The organism is Nostoc sp. UHCC 0302 (assembly GCF_038096175.1).
In the GTDB taxonomy this organism is placed as follows: domain Bacteria; phylum Cyanobacteriota; class Cyanobacteriia; order Cyanobacteriales; family Nostocaceae; genus UHCC-0302.
In genome coordinates, this window is the sequence record NZ_CP151102.1 from 241,711 (window position 1) to 259,288 (window position 17,578).

Here is a 17,578-nt window from a genome sequence, read left to right on the forward strand (position 1 = left end):
TAACTGGTTAAACTACATTGCCTCCAGCCAATCATAAACCACAGACTCATATTCCCCCTCAAATTTAACGGCAAGGAGCTATTGGCTCAAGCATCTGCTATGTACTGGCTCAGAGTCAGCCACATCGATTGCATCATCGGCTTTGAAGACTAACTCAAGCATAGAACTTTTCAGCGCTTGAACCCGTCACAGCAATTTCAGTTTTAATCTCCTTAAGCCTTAGCTAACCCATTTTCCAGATAAGAATTGGGTAGTCGGCTATGTATTCATCTATGTTATTGCTTTGTCGAAGCAATATTAGTTACAAAATATTAGTAACTTCCCTAACAGTCTATTTACTTAATGGTTGTTATCTTAATATTTACTTCGGTCTATCTAGTTGATAGATAATCCTCATAATAGTGGGTTTTTCTGATTCACAGCGCTCATAGCTCTCTCGTTAGAGTATGAGCGCTTTTGCTTGCTAATCAAGCTACTACTTGCATTGAATATATGGATGTGAAGTTTAAACTTTGTCTAACTTTGCAAAAGTCGAATATCTATCTAACGCTCTTTCATCACTCTGGTTAGATAAAAATAGTTTTCCTCACATTTATCCAGAGTTGAATGTCATGTAACCCTGAAACTGATTCATCAGGTTTTGTAGAGAAATAAATCCGCTTTTTAAAAGAGGAATATGAAAAACATCTAACCAAGGCTTGAGTAAATTAAAAAATACATACGGTTGAATAATCAAGTACAAATTATTTAAAGTAGACTTCCATCCCAGAGTAAAATTCCACCACTCATGCCGACTATAAACATCAGGCTCTTTCTGGGATAATGGTGGAATATTTTTATTTTCTGTTTGAGCTTTATTGGCTAGTTCCCTTTCAATCGCGTGCCAGCTTACCATTAAATATACGCAACATACAATTTCCCACCATCTTTGAATCTGATCATAATTAGTGAAGCGGAAATCAGCCCAACCTAATTCATTTTTAGCTTGTTTCAAGCCATATTCAATCCAATTACGTAATCCATAAGTGTTACCAACTTTCTGTGTTTAATCCTACAACTTTAGCTATTCCTGGCAGGGACTTTCTCTTGATTTGAGACATCATTCCTACATGAAGATATTTGAAACTTTCAAAACTTCTTACTTCTGGAAAGATGTCTTCATATACCGCACAGTAATCATCCACGAAGTGGACAGTTCTGACTGCTTTTCTGGGCGCTATCATCGATCAACTCTAGAACTCAGCTATTTGTTTGTTATTATACTTTCCCCAGAGTGATGAAAGAGCGCTAAATACTTGAGGGCGTTTCTTGTTTGATTCTCCCCTAATTCTCCCCTTTTAATTCTTAAAGTTCTAAAACTGATAATTTTACTCGACCTGAAGCTAGCTTTATGAAATATATTCCTTTAATAGATTCTCTTCTGATTGTTAGTTGTATTAGCCTGATGCCAGGTGTTGGTAACGCCCAAACAGATGCTGTTATCAACGAAAAACCAATAGCTGTCAATTTTAACAGTTCATCTACTAACTCTACTGTTATTAGTTTCCTAAAAGCCCCGGAGCTTGTTTCTTATGCTTATCAGGGAGGTCTCTTACAACAGGGTATTCCGAGCGGAGGAACATTAGTGCTTAAAACTTTAAGCAGAAATATTATTGCAAAAGATTTGGTAAGAGCGGCTGTAAATGCAAAGAAATTACCAGCACAAGTTATGAACGACCAAAGTTATTTAAATGCTGTAGGCTTACAACTTGAAGCATTACCTGATGAAGCTGCTTTTGATTGAAGGTGCAAATGACTGTTATGTAAATAAATTAGTATTTTTAATTACATACTCATTATCAGCGTCTACAGCGTTTAACTCACTAAAATGCTTGTTATAACCAGCTTGTTGTATGAACACGGACGGCTTAGAACAACTCACTATCGAATGGATTTAAATCTAGACTGCCAATTTTCACTGTAGGATTTTGGTTAAATTCATTACTAACTCTTATTTACTATAAAAATCAATTACTATCTCATTAATTCTGACAACATCTGCTCCAGAATATCTTCTATAATTTCTTCGTCTAAGGAGTGCAGAGGTGCTGGGCCAGCGAGAAATTCTTTAATGGTGATTTTCTGTTCTCTAAAATCCTTAACAAAATCCCGAATCCCAGAAACAACGTTAATTTCAGATTCCATTGTTTCTACGATCGCAGCCATAGCGTCAATGCCTTTTTTAGCAGCTTTTCGAGAATCGCAAACCATCGTTCCTTCTGGAGTATTTTTTGTCAAACGCAGTTCCTGTTTCAAGTTTTCGTATTGAGCCAGAAGAATTTGATTTTGTTGTTCTAGAGTTCGGCATCTACGGGTTAAATCATCCTCGCTATTATTGTCAATAACTTCCCCAGCTTGTTGACTTCGTTCAATTTCAAGAAGTTTTGCCAAGTCGCCTTCTTGATAAGCTTTATTGATTTCTTTCATAATTTCTGTGTGATACTTCTGTGTTTCACTGTCTGTGACTTTATCAGGGTGAAAGATTTCAGCTAATTTCAGAAATGTTTGACGAATTTTTCTTTGGTCATCTGTTCTGGCTACAGAGGGAGATTCTACAGGCTGTTGCGATTGCCAATATTGATGCTGTTCTTCACTAGTTTCGTTTGAAAAATCTGTATTGGTATCTTCATTTTCAAACGGTTCGTCTAACTCTGTATCTACGTGTTTACTATTGGCTTTGACACTTATAACTCCTGTTATCTGTAGGTTACGATAAACTGCTTCTATATTCTTAAGGGTTTGTTTACCGAACTTTCTAGTAGTAAAAATTTCCTCAAACAGAGTATGGATTTCCTGGTCTAACTCAGCCATCTTTTGGAAATTGGGAGTAGCTTTTGTGAGAAATTCCGTGCCAAAAGAACGCATCTGTTCGACAAAGTTCTTCAGTTCCGTGCGCTTTCTCTTGATCTGCTTAAGCAGGGATTGGTGTTCTTTTTCCAGAAACTCTAAGCGGATATGTAATTGAGACAGAGCCAGCGGAGTTACTTTAATTGATTGCGATGGAACTGTAGTTTTTCGAGGCATGAAACACGTATGTAAGTTTAAAGTTTAAAATATAACTATTGCAGTACTTAGGCTAATGCGAAAAAAGATACCTCAATGATCATACACCGCAGCCTAATACTAAGCTTTTTATAGTTTTTTGAATCAAAGCATCTAAGCGTACACCATAAGTAAGTAGACGAATCGGCGGCTTTCGAGCGATATTACTCTTGAAAACACAAAAGAGAATTTTTTGGTGTAAAGTAACACTGAAATATACTGAACTAATTTTCTTGGGACAGCTGTGCCTGTAACTGCTGCACTTGCTCTACTGTTAATCCTGTGACTCGCACAATTGCTTCAGTCGCCATACCCTCGCGCAGTAAATTCACTGCTACCTGTTCCAATGCTCGTTGAGCGCCTTTTTGTTCCCAACTAGTAACAATCTCCATAACTTCTTCCCGCTGTGTTAACCCCATTGTATCGACAACCGTTTGAAAGGCTTGTTCTTCTGTGACAGAGAGTCGCAAATACGTATCAACGAACCCAGAAATCAGTTGCATCCGCGCTGGATCTAATTTTAAAGTAATTAACAATCGCAAACACTCAGCTTTCACTTGTGGACGTTCTGATGCAGAAATCTTCATTTTAGACATCAAAGCCGCAGCTATCGGGTTTTGTTGTGTTAAATAATCTCGCCAACTCAATTGATTTAACTGAATCGCCTTAAAATTAAAATCAAGTACATTGAAATCAGCAAACTTTACGCAATGATTCGTTAATTGGGCGCGAAGTGGTTCATCAAACGAAAAAATTACCACTGGGTAAATCGGTAAATCATATTTTTCGTATAGCCTTGCAAAGTAGTTAAACATCCGCTTGGCAAATTCTGACTGAGTATAAGACTGATTTTCAATATGAATTAAAAAATAAGTCTCTTGCTGCTGATAACGTACTTGTGCTAGTAAATCAATTTCCTTCTTTTCCCCGGAAGTAACATCAGTAAACACTTCCTGGGGTAAAAATTGAATAGAACCCCGGTCTATTTGGTTGGCTACTTGAGGCAGAAATAAATCCAGAAACTCAACAAAAAATGTGGATAGTAATTCTTTGAAAAGGCGGTCGTGGTCAATCATAGCCTTTTGTTTCTATTTTGATTTCAGTCACCCCTGATGATTATATGCAATCAATCACTAAATTAATTGTCCCACAACAATATCTGCAAGCTCTATGAGGCAAGAATTAGTTTTCTCCCCTCTTAGAATTTAGTACCATAGATAAGCTTGTAATAGAGCTAGGGATGGAACGTAGAGATTTAATTTACCCATTCAAAAATCTCGATTAGAGATTTAAATGTCTCCATTAAGTTGTGCTAACCATTTTCTAATTCGCCTTCTTTGTAATTCACATACCTGAATACTTGCGACTTTTAATGTCTGCCGGGGGAAAATTTGTCGTAAATCAGCAAGCATCTCGGTACTAGTACAAGCTTCGAGACATTCTGTAATATAGGTAGTCGAATCTAAACACAACCATTCCTTACAGCGCTTCCGGCTATTATGCAATATAGTTTTCTCCTTGCCCCTCTCCTATCATCGCTTTCAGCTTTTAGGATGTACCTCATAGCTGCCGGAAGTGCTGTAGTTGCTTCTAGCTCACAAATAGAAGGCTTGAGCGGGCTGTTTTGATCTGGTTGAAACATTTATCAAAATTCTTCGCGCTATTTTCAAAATTAATTTAACTTGTGATCGGGTGGTAACAGTTAGAGCAGGTCAAATTGTATCGTTCGTGATAGACACGCTGACAAGTGATAGTTTATCAGTCTATGCTTCAAGCAAGTCAATTTACCAAAAATTATCTTTAATAAGGGCGCTCACCAATCATAAAATCAAAATTACCTTCACCTCTACTTTTCTTCAATGTTTCCATAATCTTTTTTGGGTTATCGTGGGGGCCATTGATATAAAATGGTTTCCCGTCACGGCCACATTCAATACGTATTTTCCCATCCCATTGCCCGATGTGCGAACGCGATTTAGAAAAGTCTTTGTGTGGTTTAAACCCTAAGCTTTCTGCATATTCGCAAGCACTAAATATCATCCCTTGAGCAACTTCGAGGGGAACCACTTGCGGTTTTCCAGGAAATGGATTGAATAGAGCTTGTGTAAATTCTTTAAATTTTATTTTGTCTACTGTACGTGGTGGTATGGTATCTTTGACACCTAAGCACCATATATCTAAAAGGTAACTACAAAGCTTAATTTGATTGTATCGAGTCTCTCTGGCAATAATTACCAATCCTAAACCGCGCTCAATATCGTCATTTTTTTTAACAGGTAGGATTTTTGTTAGCAGATTTTTGATACTGTTTCCTGGTGGAATTTTCGGTAACAATTGGATGAGATTCTCGCTTGCTAGACACTGATATACCGGATCTAATTCTCCTTTTACCAATCTATCTAATGTGGTTTGCTGTGCTTGATTTTGAATGGCTGCATTGACTTCTGATACTTTGATACCTAGTTTTCGGGCTATTTGTTTTGGGGTTAAATTTAATGCCCGTAAATCCATAATTTCTTGTTGTGTCGCTGTCATAAATTACTACTTTCTACAAACAACCTATGCAGAAATATTAAAGCAAAGCTTACTTTTATTAATTTAATTTCTGGACAATTATTATAGTTTGATAAGAGACTGTTTGAAAAGTCGGACAAAATTTCAAATAGTTGTTACTGTATAGTTTGCTACAAAGCTATTTTTCCAACACCCTGTTAGCTCGACTTTACCCATTTTTTTAACCGAATTTGTCCTATATTCTACTCGTTCAATTACCATCGCAGCACAATATCTAACCCTGTGGCTTCGCTGAGCTTTAACTTGTCGCCGTCGCCACCAAGAGTAAAATTACCAAGCATCATATAACTGAGAACAGACCAGGGTAAGGTAATAGACAAGAGATTTTAGAAGGAATTTATTTAGTGTCAAAGCAACTTGAAAATAAGGTTGTAATAGTTACAGGTGCAGGGAAAGGCATTGGTCGGGCAATTGCGCTTGCCTTCGCTGTTGAGGGGGCACATATTGTTATAGCTGATAAGTCTGAGGAATTAGCCAGCCTGACTGCTGATGCAATTAAAGCGATTGGTGGAAAAGCAATTGCTTTGATAACTGATGTAACTCAAGAACAGTCTGTTGCTGATATGGTAGAGCAAACACTTATTAGCTTCGGCAAAATTGATATTTTGGTAGCAAATGCAGGTATTCAACGCCGTTATTTTGTTGCTGACTTGCCGCGTGCTGAATTTCAAGCAATACTTGATGTCAATTTACTTGGTGTGTTTCTGACATCCAAAGCGGTACTACCGACGTTTTACTCTCGACAGGAAGGGAACATTATATTGATAGGTTCTGATTCAGGCAAACATGGCTATGCATATAATGCTGCATATTGTGCTAGTAAATTTGCAGTAATTGGTTTTATGGAAGCATTAGCTGATGAAGCAAAGCACTATCGAGTCAGGGTGAATGCACTATGTCTCGCTGGGGTGAAAACCGACATGGGTAAGGAATTAAAAGAAGCAGACGGCAACTGCGTTAATGACACCTACTTTATAGAACCTGAAGAAGTTGCAGATGTGGCATTATTTTTGGCTTCACACCAATCGCGTGCTATTCATGGGCAAGCAATCAATGTTTACGGTGGAGTCAATTATCGCCTGATAAGAGAAGCTCCCCTCATGACTGAGCCATGCTAATGAGCTTGGAATCCCTGATTAATTGATTAGTGCTGAACTACTTTACGCCTTGATAGCGAGTGAGTTCATTGGTCATACACTTAAAGACATATATCTTGCTTGTATTAGCAAGTCTGGGAGATGGGAGATACTCATGTGGCCTAAGACAGAACTGATAGATTTACTCAAGATCAGACACCCAATAATTCAGGCTCCGATGGCCGGGGCTTCCACACCTGAGTTGGTTGCAGCGGTTTCTAATGCAGGAGGTCTTGGTTCCTACGGCGGTGCAGCCACCGCACCAGCCAAACTTCGCTCCTCTATTAGGCAAATCCGAGAACTGACAGACCAACCCTTTGGAGTTAATTTGTTTGCACCAGCAGTTGAAGCGTATGAGCTTGCCTCTGAGCAGCATTCCCCCATGTCCGAACTGTTAACAATGTGGCATAACGAGCTTGACGCAGGGACTGTTCCCGAACCAGTGAAATTTCAACTTTTTTATTCTGAAGAGGTGTAGCTATTGGTAGCGAACCACTGAACTTGATTGTGACCTCACTTTTTGCTGACATAACTTACCCCTAGTTCCTCAAAAATTCAAATTTTCCGCTACTTATTTTATAGTTGATTAGGTTGACCACCACTTTCTTGGGTGTGTGGTATCTATCTTTTCCAAAGCGTCCGCTGTAAGCCATCGCTGCGCCATCACTCGAACGCACCTATAGAGCAACACGGGATTTAAAGAACCGGATTACTGTCCAAGTGGCAGTGTTCGCTTTGCTAAGAAGCTGCTATCAAATATTGCTCTTGGTGCAAGCACTAAGTGGACTGTCTAAGGAAGTTCTCAGTCATCGGCTCGCTTCTGGGGAAAAATCACAACTGGAATGCAGTATCAAAATTTTCAATTAACAGTTGGTCATCTAAACTCAGTTGAGACTTTTTCAAAGTTTTAAAGTGTCTGTATCGCTTACTAGACGCCTAGCATCAACTATATGATTAAAGATATTTCTGCTGCGGCTGTTGGTATAAGTATTTTAATATGGGCAGTAACTTTAATTCTCCAGGGTAGTCATCTCTGGTCGTTATTATATATTTCACCCTCAAATAATTAAAGGTCAATCTTAGGAATGAAATAACCCTGTATTTGAGATTGTTACAATCAAAACCAAAGTTTGTATCATGGTGAGATAAATTGAATACACAAATACTCTTGGTTCAAAACCCTGAAACTTCTGACAACGCTCTGCGAATGTCTGAAGTGTTGCAACGATTTCTGGAAAAGTATCAAGGTGATGAGGTACGCTTACGGGATTTGTTTAACGAGATGGAGGATCGGGCGTTTGCTTCAACGCTGCTGATCTGCGCTTTGCCTGAAGCTTTACCTCTGCCAATTGCGGGAATTTCTGCCCTCGTTGCCATGCCCTTAATGCTGGTTTCAGGTCAGTTAGTACTCGGATTCCAGAAGCCCTGGCTGCCTGACTGGGTACTAGATCAGCCCTTCAAACAAGAATACTCTCAGCAAATTATTTCTGGGGTCATACCCTTTCTAGAAAAGCTGGAATGCTTTTTTGAACCCCGATGGTCGTTGTTTACCAGCCCGGAAGCTGAACGGTGTGTTGGCGTGATTTTGTTATTACTTGGCTTGATCATTGCCCTGCCAATCCCTTTTGGTAATATGCTTCCAGCAATCATCATCGTTTTGATCTGTCTTGGCTTGATTGAAAAAGACGGGCTAATAATTGCAATTAGTGGTATAGTTGCTGGCATTAGTCCAGCACTTCTATTGTTAATCCTGTAAAAGAACACAATTTTTAGCAAGAACAGCCATGTTGCCTCATGCCTATCCGACTCTTAGGCGTTGAGATGAATTGCGAGCGAGTTAACGACAGTCTCCAAACTCCAGCATCACGCCGCAACGCTCATCAATCGTTAGGGTACTGAGTAATTCTTTAATATATTGCCCATTTCTTGGCTTGAGCAATGGCAACGAGAACGTACCTGAACCCACTTCCCTACTAAGTCTATTGTTTGGAGTTGGTGCAATTGCTGTCTCTAAAAAATCTGCTAAGACGAAATCTGAAGCGTGAATTATTCAACTCTTTACCAAAGCTTTATCGGTTCTACACTGCCATCAACCAATCGCACACCACAGACTTGCACCTGTCCCCAAAGTCAACCAAGACTTGCCACTGTCCTAGATATCCATTCCATATTGGCTCACTATCAGCAACCCCAACAGCATCACCGCATGATGAAACAAACTTTTGGTAGAACCGACCAGCAAATTCTTGCCCCAGATTCCTTTTCAACGTCAAGCCCTTCCAGCCCCCAGCAGCTTCATTCCAGTTTGCTTCTGGAGGAAGCTTGCCGATTGAACACTGGCATGAATTACTTCAAAAACTTGGGTTTGAGCCAGAGTACAGAATCTTGCATCGAATGGCACACTTGTAAAGCACCTTTTACTACTCGCAAGCAAAAAGGGTGTAAAGTTCTTATCTAGAATAGATATCTCAGAAATTAGCTGCTTCTACAAAACTTTCTAATCGGCGGGAGCAGCAGATTTCATCGGTTGCCTATTGTTCAGATAAATATAGCCATAATAACGTGATAACTCTTCAAACCAGAAGTTATCAAAGTATGACCCGACTAGTGAACCAGTCAGTGAGCCGATGACTGACCCAACAACAGAAGCACCCAAAGGCATTAGTAATGCAACTGTTGGTGAACCACTGCCAATACCAACAACACAACCAATAGCAGAACCGACAATTGCACCACTCAAAGAACCTGCAACAGAACCAATTACAGAGCCAATTCTCAACATCGGTTGATTACGTTATTTTTTACAACTGTTTAAAATTATATATGCAGGTTGGGGATGAGAACAGCAAGATCACAGACGAACGCACCCTCAAAGTCCTTGCCTAGCCAACTCACCTCATCCACTCCACCCAATCGGGAGCAGATGCAATCAACTGAGCAAATTTTTCTGGATTTACCGACTCGAACTCAAGCATCACGCTCCACCGTTCATCACTCGCGAGCTTGCTGAGTAATTCTTTCACCGAATCTATGCCGTGTTATACCCGTTCAATCCCCAGTCGAGCATAGTATTTTACTTCATCAATTACACTCCCATCCAATTGGTAAATACTGGAAATTGACGCCTTTATTCTTATTAAAATCTTAAAGTTCTGCTAATAAGTACTGTTCTAAAATTCTAATTAATACTCTTTCCTCTAAATGTAATTCTGTTAATGACGTAGATGGTTTTCGTTGAAGTTCTTGTTCCATAATTGCTAAAAGAGAACCATCTATGTATGCATCAAGTACCCCAGGGTGTATATAATATTTTCGACAAGTTGCCGGACGATTTCCTAGCTCATCAGCTACGTTCTTAATTGCTTGAGTAATATTCTTTTTGGCTTCTGTTTGTGATTTAAACTTCCCTAAATTATATAACTCCTGCACTGCTAAGACTGTACCAAACCAAGTCCGAAAATCTTTAGCAGTGAAATCTAATTCTGTAATTTCACTCAAATATCCATTCACATCGCTAGAGTTAATAGGTTGATGGCTACCTTCACTGCCCTGATACTGAAATAGTTCTTGTCCTGGAAGCTCCTGACATTTTTTGACAATTTTTGCTAAACGCCGCTCGCTCAAATCAATTTCATGTTCTACTCCACTCTTGCCCCGAAATTTAAATTTTAATTTACAACCAGAGATATCAACATGGCGATCTCTCATTGTTGTCAGACCAAAAGATTTATTTGTTTGGGCATATTCTTCGTTACCCACGCGAATTTTGGTAATTTCTAAAAGCTTCACTATTGTTGCTAAGACTTTTTCTTTTGGTAATCCTGGTAATGCTAAATCTTGTTGTACGCGTTGGCGGAGCTTAGGTAGTGCTTGTCCAAAAGCAATCATGCGCGTAAACTTAGTTTGACTGCGTACTTTGTGCCAATGAGTATGATAGCGGTACTGTTTGCGTCCTTTGGCGTCTCGTCCTGTAGCTTGTAAATGTCCCTGTGGATGTGGGCAAATCCAAACATCATTCCAAGCAGGTGGGATAATTAAAGCCTTAATTCTGTCTAATTCCGCTTGCTCATCAACTTTTTGACCATGAATGTCAAAATAGCAGAATTCTTCACCCATTCGCTGTCGCTTAATTCCTGGAGTTGTATCACTAACATAATGCAACCCTATCAGTTTCGCTGATTCAAGCGGCTCAACTGCAAGGGCGGCTTCAACTTCTTTAATTATTTTCTTTTGAAGCTTCAGCTGCATAAGTGGAAAAACACACAAGAGAAAACTGTTTATTACCTGCAACTGTAGCTAATCCCCATTAAGTGGGAATCTGTAGAAAAGTAGAGTTACGTATACTTCCTAGATATAATTTCAGCTTCAGTAGACTGAAAATAAGGAATATAGGGAGAAATTAATCCATCCATTCAGTCCACTGTGGGGCATCTGTCACCAACTGACTAAATTTCTCTGGGTTAATCTCCTCGAACTCCAGCATCACGCCCCACCGTTCATCACTTGTTAATGTACTGAGTAGTTCTTTCATCGAATTTATGCCATGTTCTACCCGTTCAATCGCCAGTCGAGCATAGCATTTTACCCTATCCCACCACTGTTTACTGAGATTTGGCTGTCCGTCCACACCCCCCCAATTATTACTTCCATCTTCATTATTAGGGGGTGTGGACGGGAGATTAATACCATACATAGCCTGCATTCTAGCCTGATGTGCCGCATTCCGTTCCTGCTCCTCCTGCCGCTTGGTTTCCCTCTCTTCCCGCTGCCTTTGGCGGTATTCCAATACCTGTTGAGCAAACACAACATCCTCAGTACTGAGCCGATAATACCTAACCCGTTTCCCGCCTTCCACAGGTCGCCGCGATTCGGTAGATAGTCCCAGTTGCTCTAAATATTGACCCAAAATCCATGCCGAAGATTCATCAAGCGGTATGGTGAGATTCAGGATACCTTTAATGTGCGGTGCATTGCGTTTTGAGAAATCTGCGATCGCATAAGGGCATGGCTAACGCTTACCGCCTCAACAACTGGCTTAGTTCCAGTTCCAGTAACCTATACTCGCGCGAGTAAATCCAAAAGATACTGCCATAATTGCTGGGAGCATTCTGGTTTAATCAGTCTACCCAAGTGGAGTAATTGTCTGTCTTCATAGCTAAGCCGAGCCTATTTCTCAATCGCTCCTAAAGCTTTCAAAGTGACTTTCTGTGCTTGGGTTAAACCTGTAACACTAGTAATATTCATATTTTGATAGGGGAGATCAGCCTTAAGAGTTTTTAAGCATTGACGGTTATTCCAATCCCAAAGCTTAATTGTATTATCAGCACTGCCACTAGCAACGATTTGTCCATTAGCATTAAAAGCAACACAACGGATCTGATTGGTATGTCCTTCTAAGGTCGCAAAACATTGACCAGAGTTAACATTCCATAGTTTGATTGTTTGGTCAGTGCTGCAACTGACAAGCATTTGATTGTCCGGACTAAACTTGACTTGAAAAACTTGATTGGTATGCTCTTGTAAAGTTTTTAAACATTGACCTGTGCTAACATCCCAGAGTTTAACGCTTTGGTCAGCACTGCTAGTAGCGAGAGTTTGCCCATCAGGACTGAAAGCTACCGACCAGATCCAGTTAGTATGCCCTTGCAAAATTTTTAGACACTTACCATCATGAGTATGCCAGAGTCTAATAATGTTATTAAAGTCACAACTAGCGAGAGTTTGCCCATTAGGACTAAAAGCGGTTGACCATACCCAACTTGTATGTCCCTGCAAAGTACTGATACATCTACCGTCATCTACGCTCCATATCTTGATAGTTTTGTCAAAACCGCAGCTAGCGAGGGTTTGTCCATCAGGGCTGAAGGCAACCGCTGTAACCCAACTGCTATGCCCTTGTAAAGTTTTTAGACATTCGCTGGTATCTAAAGTCCAGATGCGAACGGTTTGATCGGAACTGCAACTAGCAAGGGTTTGCCCATCAGGGCTGAAGGCAACCGCTGTAACCCAACTGGTATGCCCTTGTAAAGTTTTTAAGCATTGACCTGTGTCAGTATCCCAGAGCCTTAAAGAATCAGTACTGCCACTAGCAAGGGTTTGCCCATCAGGACTAAAAGCAACCGACCAAATTTGATTTCCATATCCTTGAAAAGTTCTAAAAGCTTGGTTACTATGCAAGTCCCATAGTTTGACGGTTCGATCTTCACTGCTACTAGCAAGAGTTTGCCCATTGGGGTGGAAGGCAACTGACCACACCATGCTGTTGTGTCCCTGTAAAGTTTTTAGGCATTGACCCGTGTCAGTATCCCATAGTTTGAGAGTTGGATCTCCACTGCAACTAGCAAGAGTTTGCCCATTGGGATGGAAGGCAACTGACCACACCATGCTGTTGTGTCCCTGTAAAGTTTTTAGGCATTGACCCGTGTCAGCATCCCAGAGCTTAACAGTTTGATCATGGCTACCACTAGCGAGAATTTGCCCATTGGGATGGAATGCGACTGTCCATACCTGACTGGTGTGTCCTTGCAAAACTTTTAAAACCTGACCTGTCTTTACTTCCCAAAGTCTGAGAGTGTGGTCGTCACTAGCACTAGCAATTGTTTGCCCATCAGGGCTAAAGGCAACTGAGCGTACTTGATGATTATGTCCGTAAAGAATTTGAAAACATTGACTTGTATTTATGTTCCATAACCTAATTGTTAAATCGGCACTGCCACTAGCAAGTGTTTGACCATCAGGGCTAAAAGCAACTGACGATACCATGCTGGTATGTCCATGTAAAATGCCCAAGCTCTCACCTGTTTTGACATTCCAGAGCCGAAGCGTTCGGTCTTCACTGGCGCTAGCAATTGTTTGTCCATCAGGACTAAAAGTAACTGACCAAATCCAAGCCTTATGTGCTTTTAGAGTTAAAAGCGGTTGACCTATTTCTACTGTCAGTCCTTTGCTGCCAAAAACTTGCCAAAGGTAAATCTCCCCGGTTCCATCTCCAGTTGCTAAAATTTCCCCATTAGGGCTAAATGTAACAGTTACAGCACCGCTCAAGGCTTGAGTAAAAGTAGATTTAGCGAAATCACAGCCAGCAAAGCTGACTTGATGTAAATCTACTCCTTGAAGATAAGCGTGCCAAATTGTTAAACCAGAGAAATCATAGCCCGTTAGCTCAATCTGCAAATGACGGCAAAGATTGAGCAGATTACCACCACCATAGCCAAATTGTCTGTTTTCTGGTTTTTGCAGCAACTTTGTTATTGCTTGGATTTGCTGTTTGAGTAATAAAGTTGAGCTAAATACTCTTGTGAATAGTTCAACAATAGGTTGTAAAATCAGCCGAACTTGACTTGAACGCACGTAATCTTTGACTGTTGTCTTCGTTAAAGCATAGCTGAGGAATAAACAGAGCTTATTTGTGAGCAACTCATCCGCAAGCAGCTCAATCAGTCGGTCAGTGACATATTCCATGACTACAGGTTGCTGGGTGTAGCTACTAGCTTTTTTCTCTAAAAGCGAGCGCCCATTTAAATACTCCAAGCTCTCCAAAATTCTTCTTTTGGAAACAGCGCCAACAATGTCTTCTTCTAATTCAGCAATAGTTGTCCACTCTCGGTTAATTGCTAACCAGTACATAATGGTTTGCTCTAACGGCGATGATCGCTCAAACTGTTGATCTAATAAGCGACGAATCCCGTTAAAAATAACTGTATCTTGTTTTTGAAATTCACTGATGTCACCATCAAATAACTCTTGAATTGAGGTGGCAACTATCTTTAAAGCTAAAGGGCTGTTACCGTAGCGCTCGCACAGTGTCTGCTTTTGCACTTTATCTCCCAGCAATCTCTTTGCCTGCAATAAAGCAAATGCAACTTCCTGCGAACCTTCTAATCTGAGAGAGCGTACTGCCAATCCTTCCCCTTCTAAAGAGGCTATTTCACTAGGCTTTTCTCGACTGGTTAATATTAGACAACTTTGATGCTTAGTCTCTCCGAGCAAATGCAACAGTTCATTATATCCCTCATAACCTGAGCGATATTGCCCAGCCTGCTGTGCATCTAAAATCGTTTCCATATTGTCTAAAATTATCAGACAACGTGTACAACGTAAATAATGAATTAATCGTCCTATATCTGCTTTTGTTTCCTGCTGATTGGATAAAAAGGCTAGTAAGTCAATTAAGAGAGTTTCCAAAGGAGGTGCATTACGTAAGCTGCGCCAGATAATAAACTCAAACTTTGTTTCAACAAGTTGGGCTAGCTTGACGCTACAAGCACTTTTACCAATTCCACCCATACCTAAAAGTGCAATCAATTGACATTGGTCTTGTACTATCCACTGTTTAAGGGTTGCAAGTTCGCTTTGCCGACCATAGAAAGAAGAAACATCAATTGCTTCACCCCAATCTTGATGCGATGTAAATAAGTCTTGGTTTTTCAGTTCTGACTTTACAGCCCAAGATTTGGCACTATAACTTTCTCCCGTGCATTGCTGTAACTGTAATCTCCGCTCTAACGCTGCTTGCAAATTATTTTTGCTGACTTTCTCTCCCAGTGCTGAGGATAGTACCTTCCAAAGCTTTGGCCCAACATCGCGCCTGACATAACTCTCAGAATAACCAGAACTTTGTGCAATCTCTTCATAAGTCTGCTTTTGAAGCGAACCGATAAGAATTGCTGTTTCGACATCACTAAGGTACCTACCAAAACGGGCGAAAAATGTGGCATTTATCAGAAGTAGCTTAGGTTCTATGTCCATTTTTTTGTTCTTTATCCCGCTTTGGTAAGCATACCTGAAGTAATCTGACAATTCCAGACATTTATAAAAACTGTAAAATCTGTTGGTTTTTCGGCATTGGTAGTCTATTCATCATTTAAGTAGTACTTAGAAAAGTACTCTTGTTTAGTATTTTTACCTGATAATTCATTTTTCCAATTCCAGACATTTCCTGCAATGACAGTTGTAAAAATCTCGATTAATGTAGTAAATATCAAATTAATAAATTAGAGATGTGAATAGTTCATAAATAGGGAGTTAGCTAAATTTCACTTTGAAAAACTCAAAAGGATAGTTAATGAAGAAGCTACTTGATAAGTGTAAATTTTTTGCTGCTAATGTTAAGCAATCAAATAATGTAATAACTGGTTTTGTAATAGATACGGCTGTTCTATACGGAAATAGTTTTGTACGAGTTCGTTGCTCAATATTGGGTTGTAACTGTGAATTATGGACACGCACTAGTTCTTCTTGTATCGATGTATTGCAGTTTGACGATCCAGTATTAGTTTTATTTCTCAATGGTCAAATTGAGTTTCCTTATGTAATAGGGAAAGCCTCACCAAAACAAGTTGAAAACTACATTCGTCAGAAGTAAGTGCCTTAGCTTATATTCATTCGTGAATTAGGCTTTGCAGTACTAGTTCTTTTATTAATGTCTCGCTCTCAAAATTAGCTGAATCTAACATGGAGTTAATTTACTTATGTATCGCCCTCTAAACGCAGGAGAACACAGCTTTTGGTTATACGATCAGGTAGCACCATTACATTTCGTAGTTACTGCACAGATAACTGGAGAATTCACTATTAGTCAACTAGAACAGGCGCTTGTTTATCTTCAGCAACGACATCCATTACTCAGAGTGTGTGTTGCTGTTAATACATCCAGGCAGCCGTGGTTTAAAGAAGACGTGGCTAAAATTCCTTTACGGGTCGTGCAACGAATGGGAGAGCAAGATTGGCTCAAAGAAGTTGAGCAAGAACTTACTCAACCATTTGATTGGAGCCAATCACCTTTGCTGCGAGTGGTAGTTGTCCATTCTCTTGAAGTTTCGGAAATAATTGTTAGCACTCACCACTCGATTTCAGATGGGCTATCATCTGTTTACTTGCTCCGAGATATTCTGCAATTTGTTGGTATGCCTGATAGTGAAAGGCAAATTTTATCACTGCGTCCTGGTTATGAAGAGTTAATCCTGGAACAGGCTGCGAAAATACCTAGTTTGCCAAGTCCACAAAACAGTAATAATGAACCGTTGCCAGCTAAGATCAACGATTCTACAAGTACACACGCAGAGATACTGAGTGAGCGCACAGTTCGCTTACTAGCTTGGTCACTCTCATCACAAGAAACTAACTTACTGATCTCTCGGTGCCATCAAGAGCAAACTTCTGTTCATGCTGCCATCTGTACAGCTTTTTTGTTGGCAGTTTCTCAAGACAGTGGTCAACATTACGATCTCAAGTGTCTATCACCTATTGATATTCGCCGTTACCTTGCACCTCTGATTGTAGAGGATTGTGGCTATTATGCTTCGGTAGGACTGACGACTCATAGCATTACTCCTAATTTAACATTGTGGGATATTGCGCGAGCGCTAAAATCTCAACTTCATCCGCAAATAGCACTGGACAAAATAGCCCAGAGGATTACTGAAAGCCAAGCTTTTTTGAAGACCAATCCTAGCCCAAGCCAGGTCAGGCAAGCATTCAATGATGTCTATGGGCATGACGTTTTGGTTTCTAATCTTGGGCGTTTAAATATTCCTCACCAGTTTGGCAATCTCCGACTACAGGCAATTTACGGGCCTGCTGTGGCAACATATATGAAAAATGAACGTTTCATAGGAGTTGCTACTGTAAACAACCAAATGTTTTTTACCTTCACTTATTTAGAGTCAGAAATTTTAACAGCAACAGCTTTAAAACTTCAGCAAGCAGCAATGCTGCAACTCAATCAAGCAGTAAGTTGCCAATTAGCCACTCACAATTAATGATGTTTAAGCGATTAATGAAGAAAC

Annotated in this window: 19 protein-coding genes and 1 pseudogene; 8 read left to right on the forward strand and 12 right to left on the reverse strand. The window is 40.1% G+C overall.

The features are described from left to right. Positions 1-886: 886 nt before the first annotated feature. Positions 887-1,042 (reverse strand): annotated as a pseudogene (locus WKK05_RS41280) (IS701 family transposase); the annotation flags it as partial. Beyond that, positions 1,029-1,223, reverse strand: coding sequence for a hypothetical protein (locus WKK05_RS41285; protein ID WP_341532014.1), 195 nt, complete (start codon positions 1,221-1,223; stop codon positions 1,029-1,031). The pseudogene WKK05_RS41280 and the gene WKK05_RS41285, both read right to left, overlap by 14 nt. Positions 1,224-1,390: 167 nt before the next feature. Between WKK05_RS41285 and WKK05_RS41290 the strand changes: the two genes are divergently transcribed. Further along, the gene (locus WKK05_RS41290; RefSeq protein WP_341532015.1) at positions 1,391-1,783 is read left to right on the forward strand and encodes a hypothetical protein; all 393 of its coding nucleotides are present in this window, start codon (positions 1,391-1,393) and stop codon (positions 1,781-1,783) included. Between the two features lie 230 nt (positions 1,784-2,013). On the opposite strand, the gene WKK05_RS41295 is transcribed toward WKK05_RS41290, so the two are convergent. The 5 genes from WKK05_RS41295 to WKK05_RS41315 form a co-directional block, all read right to left on the reverse strand. Further along, complete coding sequence (locus WKK05_RS41295; RefSeq protein WP_341532016.1) at positions 2,014-3,063, reverse strand: J domain-containing protein; 1,050 nt, start codon at positions 3,061-3,063, stop codon at positions 2,014-2,016. Between the two features lie 242 nt (positions 3,064-3,305). Then, positions 3,306-4,157: an Rpn family recombination-promoting nuclease/putative transposase gene (locus WKK05_RS41300; protein WP_341532017.1), complete on the reverse strand. Its 852-nt coding sequence runs from the start codon at positions 4,155-4,157 to the stop codon at positions 3,306-3,308. A gap of 213 nt (positions 4,158-4,370) precedes the next feature. Continuing rightward, positions 4,371-4,586, reverse strand: a complete 216-nt coding sequence (locus WKK05_RS41305) for a hypothetical protein (RefSeq protein ID WP_341532018.1) — start codon at positions 4,584-4,586, stop codon at positions 4,371-4,373. A 295-nt stretch (positions 4,587-4,881) separates the two neighbouring features. Next, complete coding sequence (locus WKK05_RS41310; protein WP_341532019.1) at positions 4,882-5,616, reverse strand: DNA-binding response regulator; 735 nt, start codon at positions 5,614-5,616, stop codon at positions 4,882-4,884. A 233-nt stretch (positions 5,617-5,849) separates the two neighbouring features. Beyond that, the gene (locus WKK05_RS41315) at positions 5,850-5,975 is read right to left on the reverse strand and encodes a hypothetical protein (RefSeq protein WP_341532020.1); all 126 of its coding nucleotides are present in this window, start codon (positions 5,973-5,975) and stop codon (positions 5,850-5,852) included. A gap of 24 nt (positions 5,976-5,999) precedes the next feature. Here WKK05_RS41315 and WKK05_RS41320 point away from each other — a divergent pair, with 24 nt between their 5' ends. The 3 genes from WKK05_RS41320 (at position 6,000) to WKK05_RS41330 (ending at position 8,547) form a co-directional block, all read left to right on the forward strand. Continuing rightward, positions 6,000-6,773 (forward strand): SDR family NAD(P)-dependent oxidoreductase, encoded by a 774-nt coding sequence (locus WKK05_RS41320; RefSeq protein ID WP_341532021.1) that lies wholly within the window; start codon positions 6,000-6,002, stop codon positions 6,771-6,773. Positions 6,774-6,906: 133 nt separating this feature from the next. Continuing rightward, on the forward strand, positions 6,907-7,269 hold the full coding sequence (locus WKK05_RS41325) for a nitronate monooxygenase (RefSeq protein WP_341532022.1): 363 nt from the start codon (positions 6,907-6,909) through the stop codon (positions 7,267-7,269). Between the two features lie 690 nt (positions 7,270-7,959). Then, entirely contained in the window at positions 7,960-8,547 is a 588-nt protein-coding gene (locus tag WKK05_RS41330) for an exopolysaccharide biosynthesis protein (protein ID WP_341532023.1), read from the forward strand. An 81-nt stretch (positions 8,548-8,628) separates the two neighbouring features. On the opposite strand, the gene WKK05_RS41335 is transcribed toward WKK05_RS41330, so the two are convergent. Beyond that, a complete protein-coding gene (locus WKK05_RS41335; protein ID WP_341532204.1) occupies positions 8,629-8,757 on the reverse strand; it encodes a hypothetical protein in 129 nt (42 codons plus the stop codon). Between WKK05_RS41335 and WKK05_RS41340 the strand changes: the two genes are divergently transcribed. Beyond that, the gene (locus WKK05_RS41340; RefSeq protein WP_341532024.1) at positions 8,723-8,836 is read left to right on the forward strand and encodes a PEP-CTERM sorting domain-containing protein; all 114 of its coding nucleotides are present in this window, start codon (positions 8,723-8,725) and stop codon (positions 8,834-8,836) included. The two genes, WKK05_RS41335 and WKK05_RS41340, sit on opposite strands and share 35 nt — an antisense overlap. Then, entirely contained in the window at positions 8,833-9,249 is a 417-nt protein-coding gene (locus WKK05_RS41345) for a hypothetical protein (protein ID WP_341532025.1), read from the forward strand. Before WKK05_RS41340 ends, WKK05_RS41345 begins: the two co-directional genes overlap by 4 nt. Before the next feature lie 39 nt (positions 9,250-9,288). Here WKK05_RS41345 and WKK05_RS41350 read toward each other — a convergent pair whose 3' ends face one another. The 4 genes from WKK05_RS41350 to WKK05_RS41365 all read right to left on the reverse strand — a co-directional run bounded on the left by WKK05_RS41350 (position 9,289) and on the right by WKK05_RS41365 (position 15,539). Continuing rightward, the gene (locus WKK05_RS41350) at positions 9,289-9,573 is read right to left on the reverse strand and encodes a hypothetical protein (RefSeq protein ID WP_341532026.1); all 285 of its coding nucleotides are present in this window, start codon (positions 9,571-9,573) and stop codon (positions 9,289-9,291) included. Between the two features lie 362 nt (positions 9,574-9,935). Continuing rightward, on the reverse strand, positions 9,936-11,039 hold the full coding sequence (locus WKK05_RS41355; RefSeq protein WP_341532027.1) for a DNA topoisomerase IB: 1,104 nt from the start codon (positions 11,037-11,039) through the stop codon (positions 9,936-9,938). A 151-nt stretch (positions 11,040-11,190) separates the two neighbouring features. Further along, positions 11,191-11,697 (reverse strand): hypothetical protein, encoded by a 507-nt coding sequence (locus WKK05_RS41360; RefSeq protein ID WP_341532028.1) that lies wholly within the window; start codon positions 11,695-11,697, stop codon positions 11,191-11,193. A 260-nt stretch (positions 11,698-11,957) separates the two neighbouring features. Then, positions 11,958-15,539 (reverse strand): NB-ARC domain-containing protein, encoded by a 3,582-nt coding sequence (locus tag WKK05_RS41365; protein WP_341532029.1) that lies wholly within the window; start codon positions 15,537-15,539, stop codon positions 11,958-11,960. Positions 15,540-15,855: 316 nt separating this feature from the next. Here WKK05_RS41365 and WKK05_RS41370 point away from each other — a divergent pair, with 316 nt between their 5' ends. After that, positions 15,856-16,155, forward strand: a complete 300-nt coding sequence (locus WKK05_RS41370; RefSeq protein WP_341532030.1) for a hypothetical protein — start codon at positions 15,856-15,858, stop codon at positions 16,153-16,155. A 106-nt stretch (positions 16,156-16,261) separates the two neighbouring features. Further along, positions 16,262-17,551 (forward strand): condensation domain-containing protein, encoded by a 1,290-nt coding sequence (locus tag WKK05_RS41375; protein ID WP_341532031.1) that lies wholly within the window; start codon positions 16,262-16,264, stop codon positions 17,549-17,551. Positions 17,552-17,578 lie beyond the last annotated feature (27 nt).

Bases quoted from the DNA above. Each gene is read 5' to 3' on its own strand.
- WKK05_RS41325 (WP_341532022.1), top strand. From the start codon at position 6,907: ATGTGGCCTAAGACAGAACTGATAGATTTACTCAAGATCAGACACCCA.
- WKK05_RS41350 (WP_341532026.1), bottom strand. From the start codon at position 9,573: ATGTTGAGAATTGGCTCTGTAATTGGTTCTGTTGCAGGTTCTTTGAGT.
- WKK05_RS41300 (WP_341532017.1), bottom strand. From the start codon at position 4,157: ATGATTGACCACGACCGCCTTTTCAAAGAATTACTATCCACATTTTTT.
- WKK05_RS41290 (WP_341532015.1), top strand. From the start codon at position 1,391: ATGAAATATATTCCTTTAATAGATTCTCTTCTGATTGTTAGTTGTATT.
- WKK05_RS41375 (WP_341532031.1), top strand. From the start codon at position 16,262: ATGTATCGCCCTCTAAACGCAGGAGAACACAGCTTTTGGTTATACGAT.
- WKK05_RS41370 (WP_341532030.1), top strand. From the start codon at position 15,856: ATGAAGAAGCTACTTGATAAGTGTAAATTTTTTGCTGCTAATGTTAAG.
- WKK05_RS41295 (WP_341532016.1), bottom strand. From the start codon at position 3,063: ATGCCTCGAAAAACTACAGTTCCATCGCAATCAATTAAAGTAACTCCG.
- WKK05_RS41310 (WP_341532019.1), bottom strand. From the start codon at position 5,616: ATGACAGCGACACAACAAGAAATTATGGATTTACGGGCATTAAATTTA.
- WKK05_RS41285 (WP_341532014.1), bottom strand. From the start codon at position 1,223: ATGATAGCGCCCAGAAAAGCAGTCAGAACTGTCCACTTCGTGGATGAT.
- WKK05_RS41365 (WP_341532029.1), bottom strand. From the start codon at position 15,539: ATGGACATAGAACCTAAGCTACTTCTGATAAATGCCACATTTTTCGCC.
- WKK05_RS41355 (WP_341532027.1), bottom strand. From the start codon at position 11,039: ATGCAGCTGAAGCTTCAAAAGAAAATAATTAAAGAAGTTGAAGCCGCC.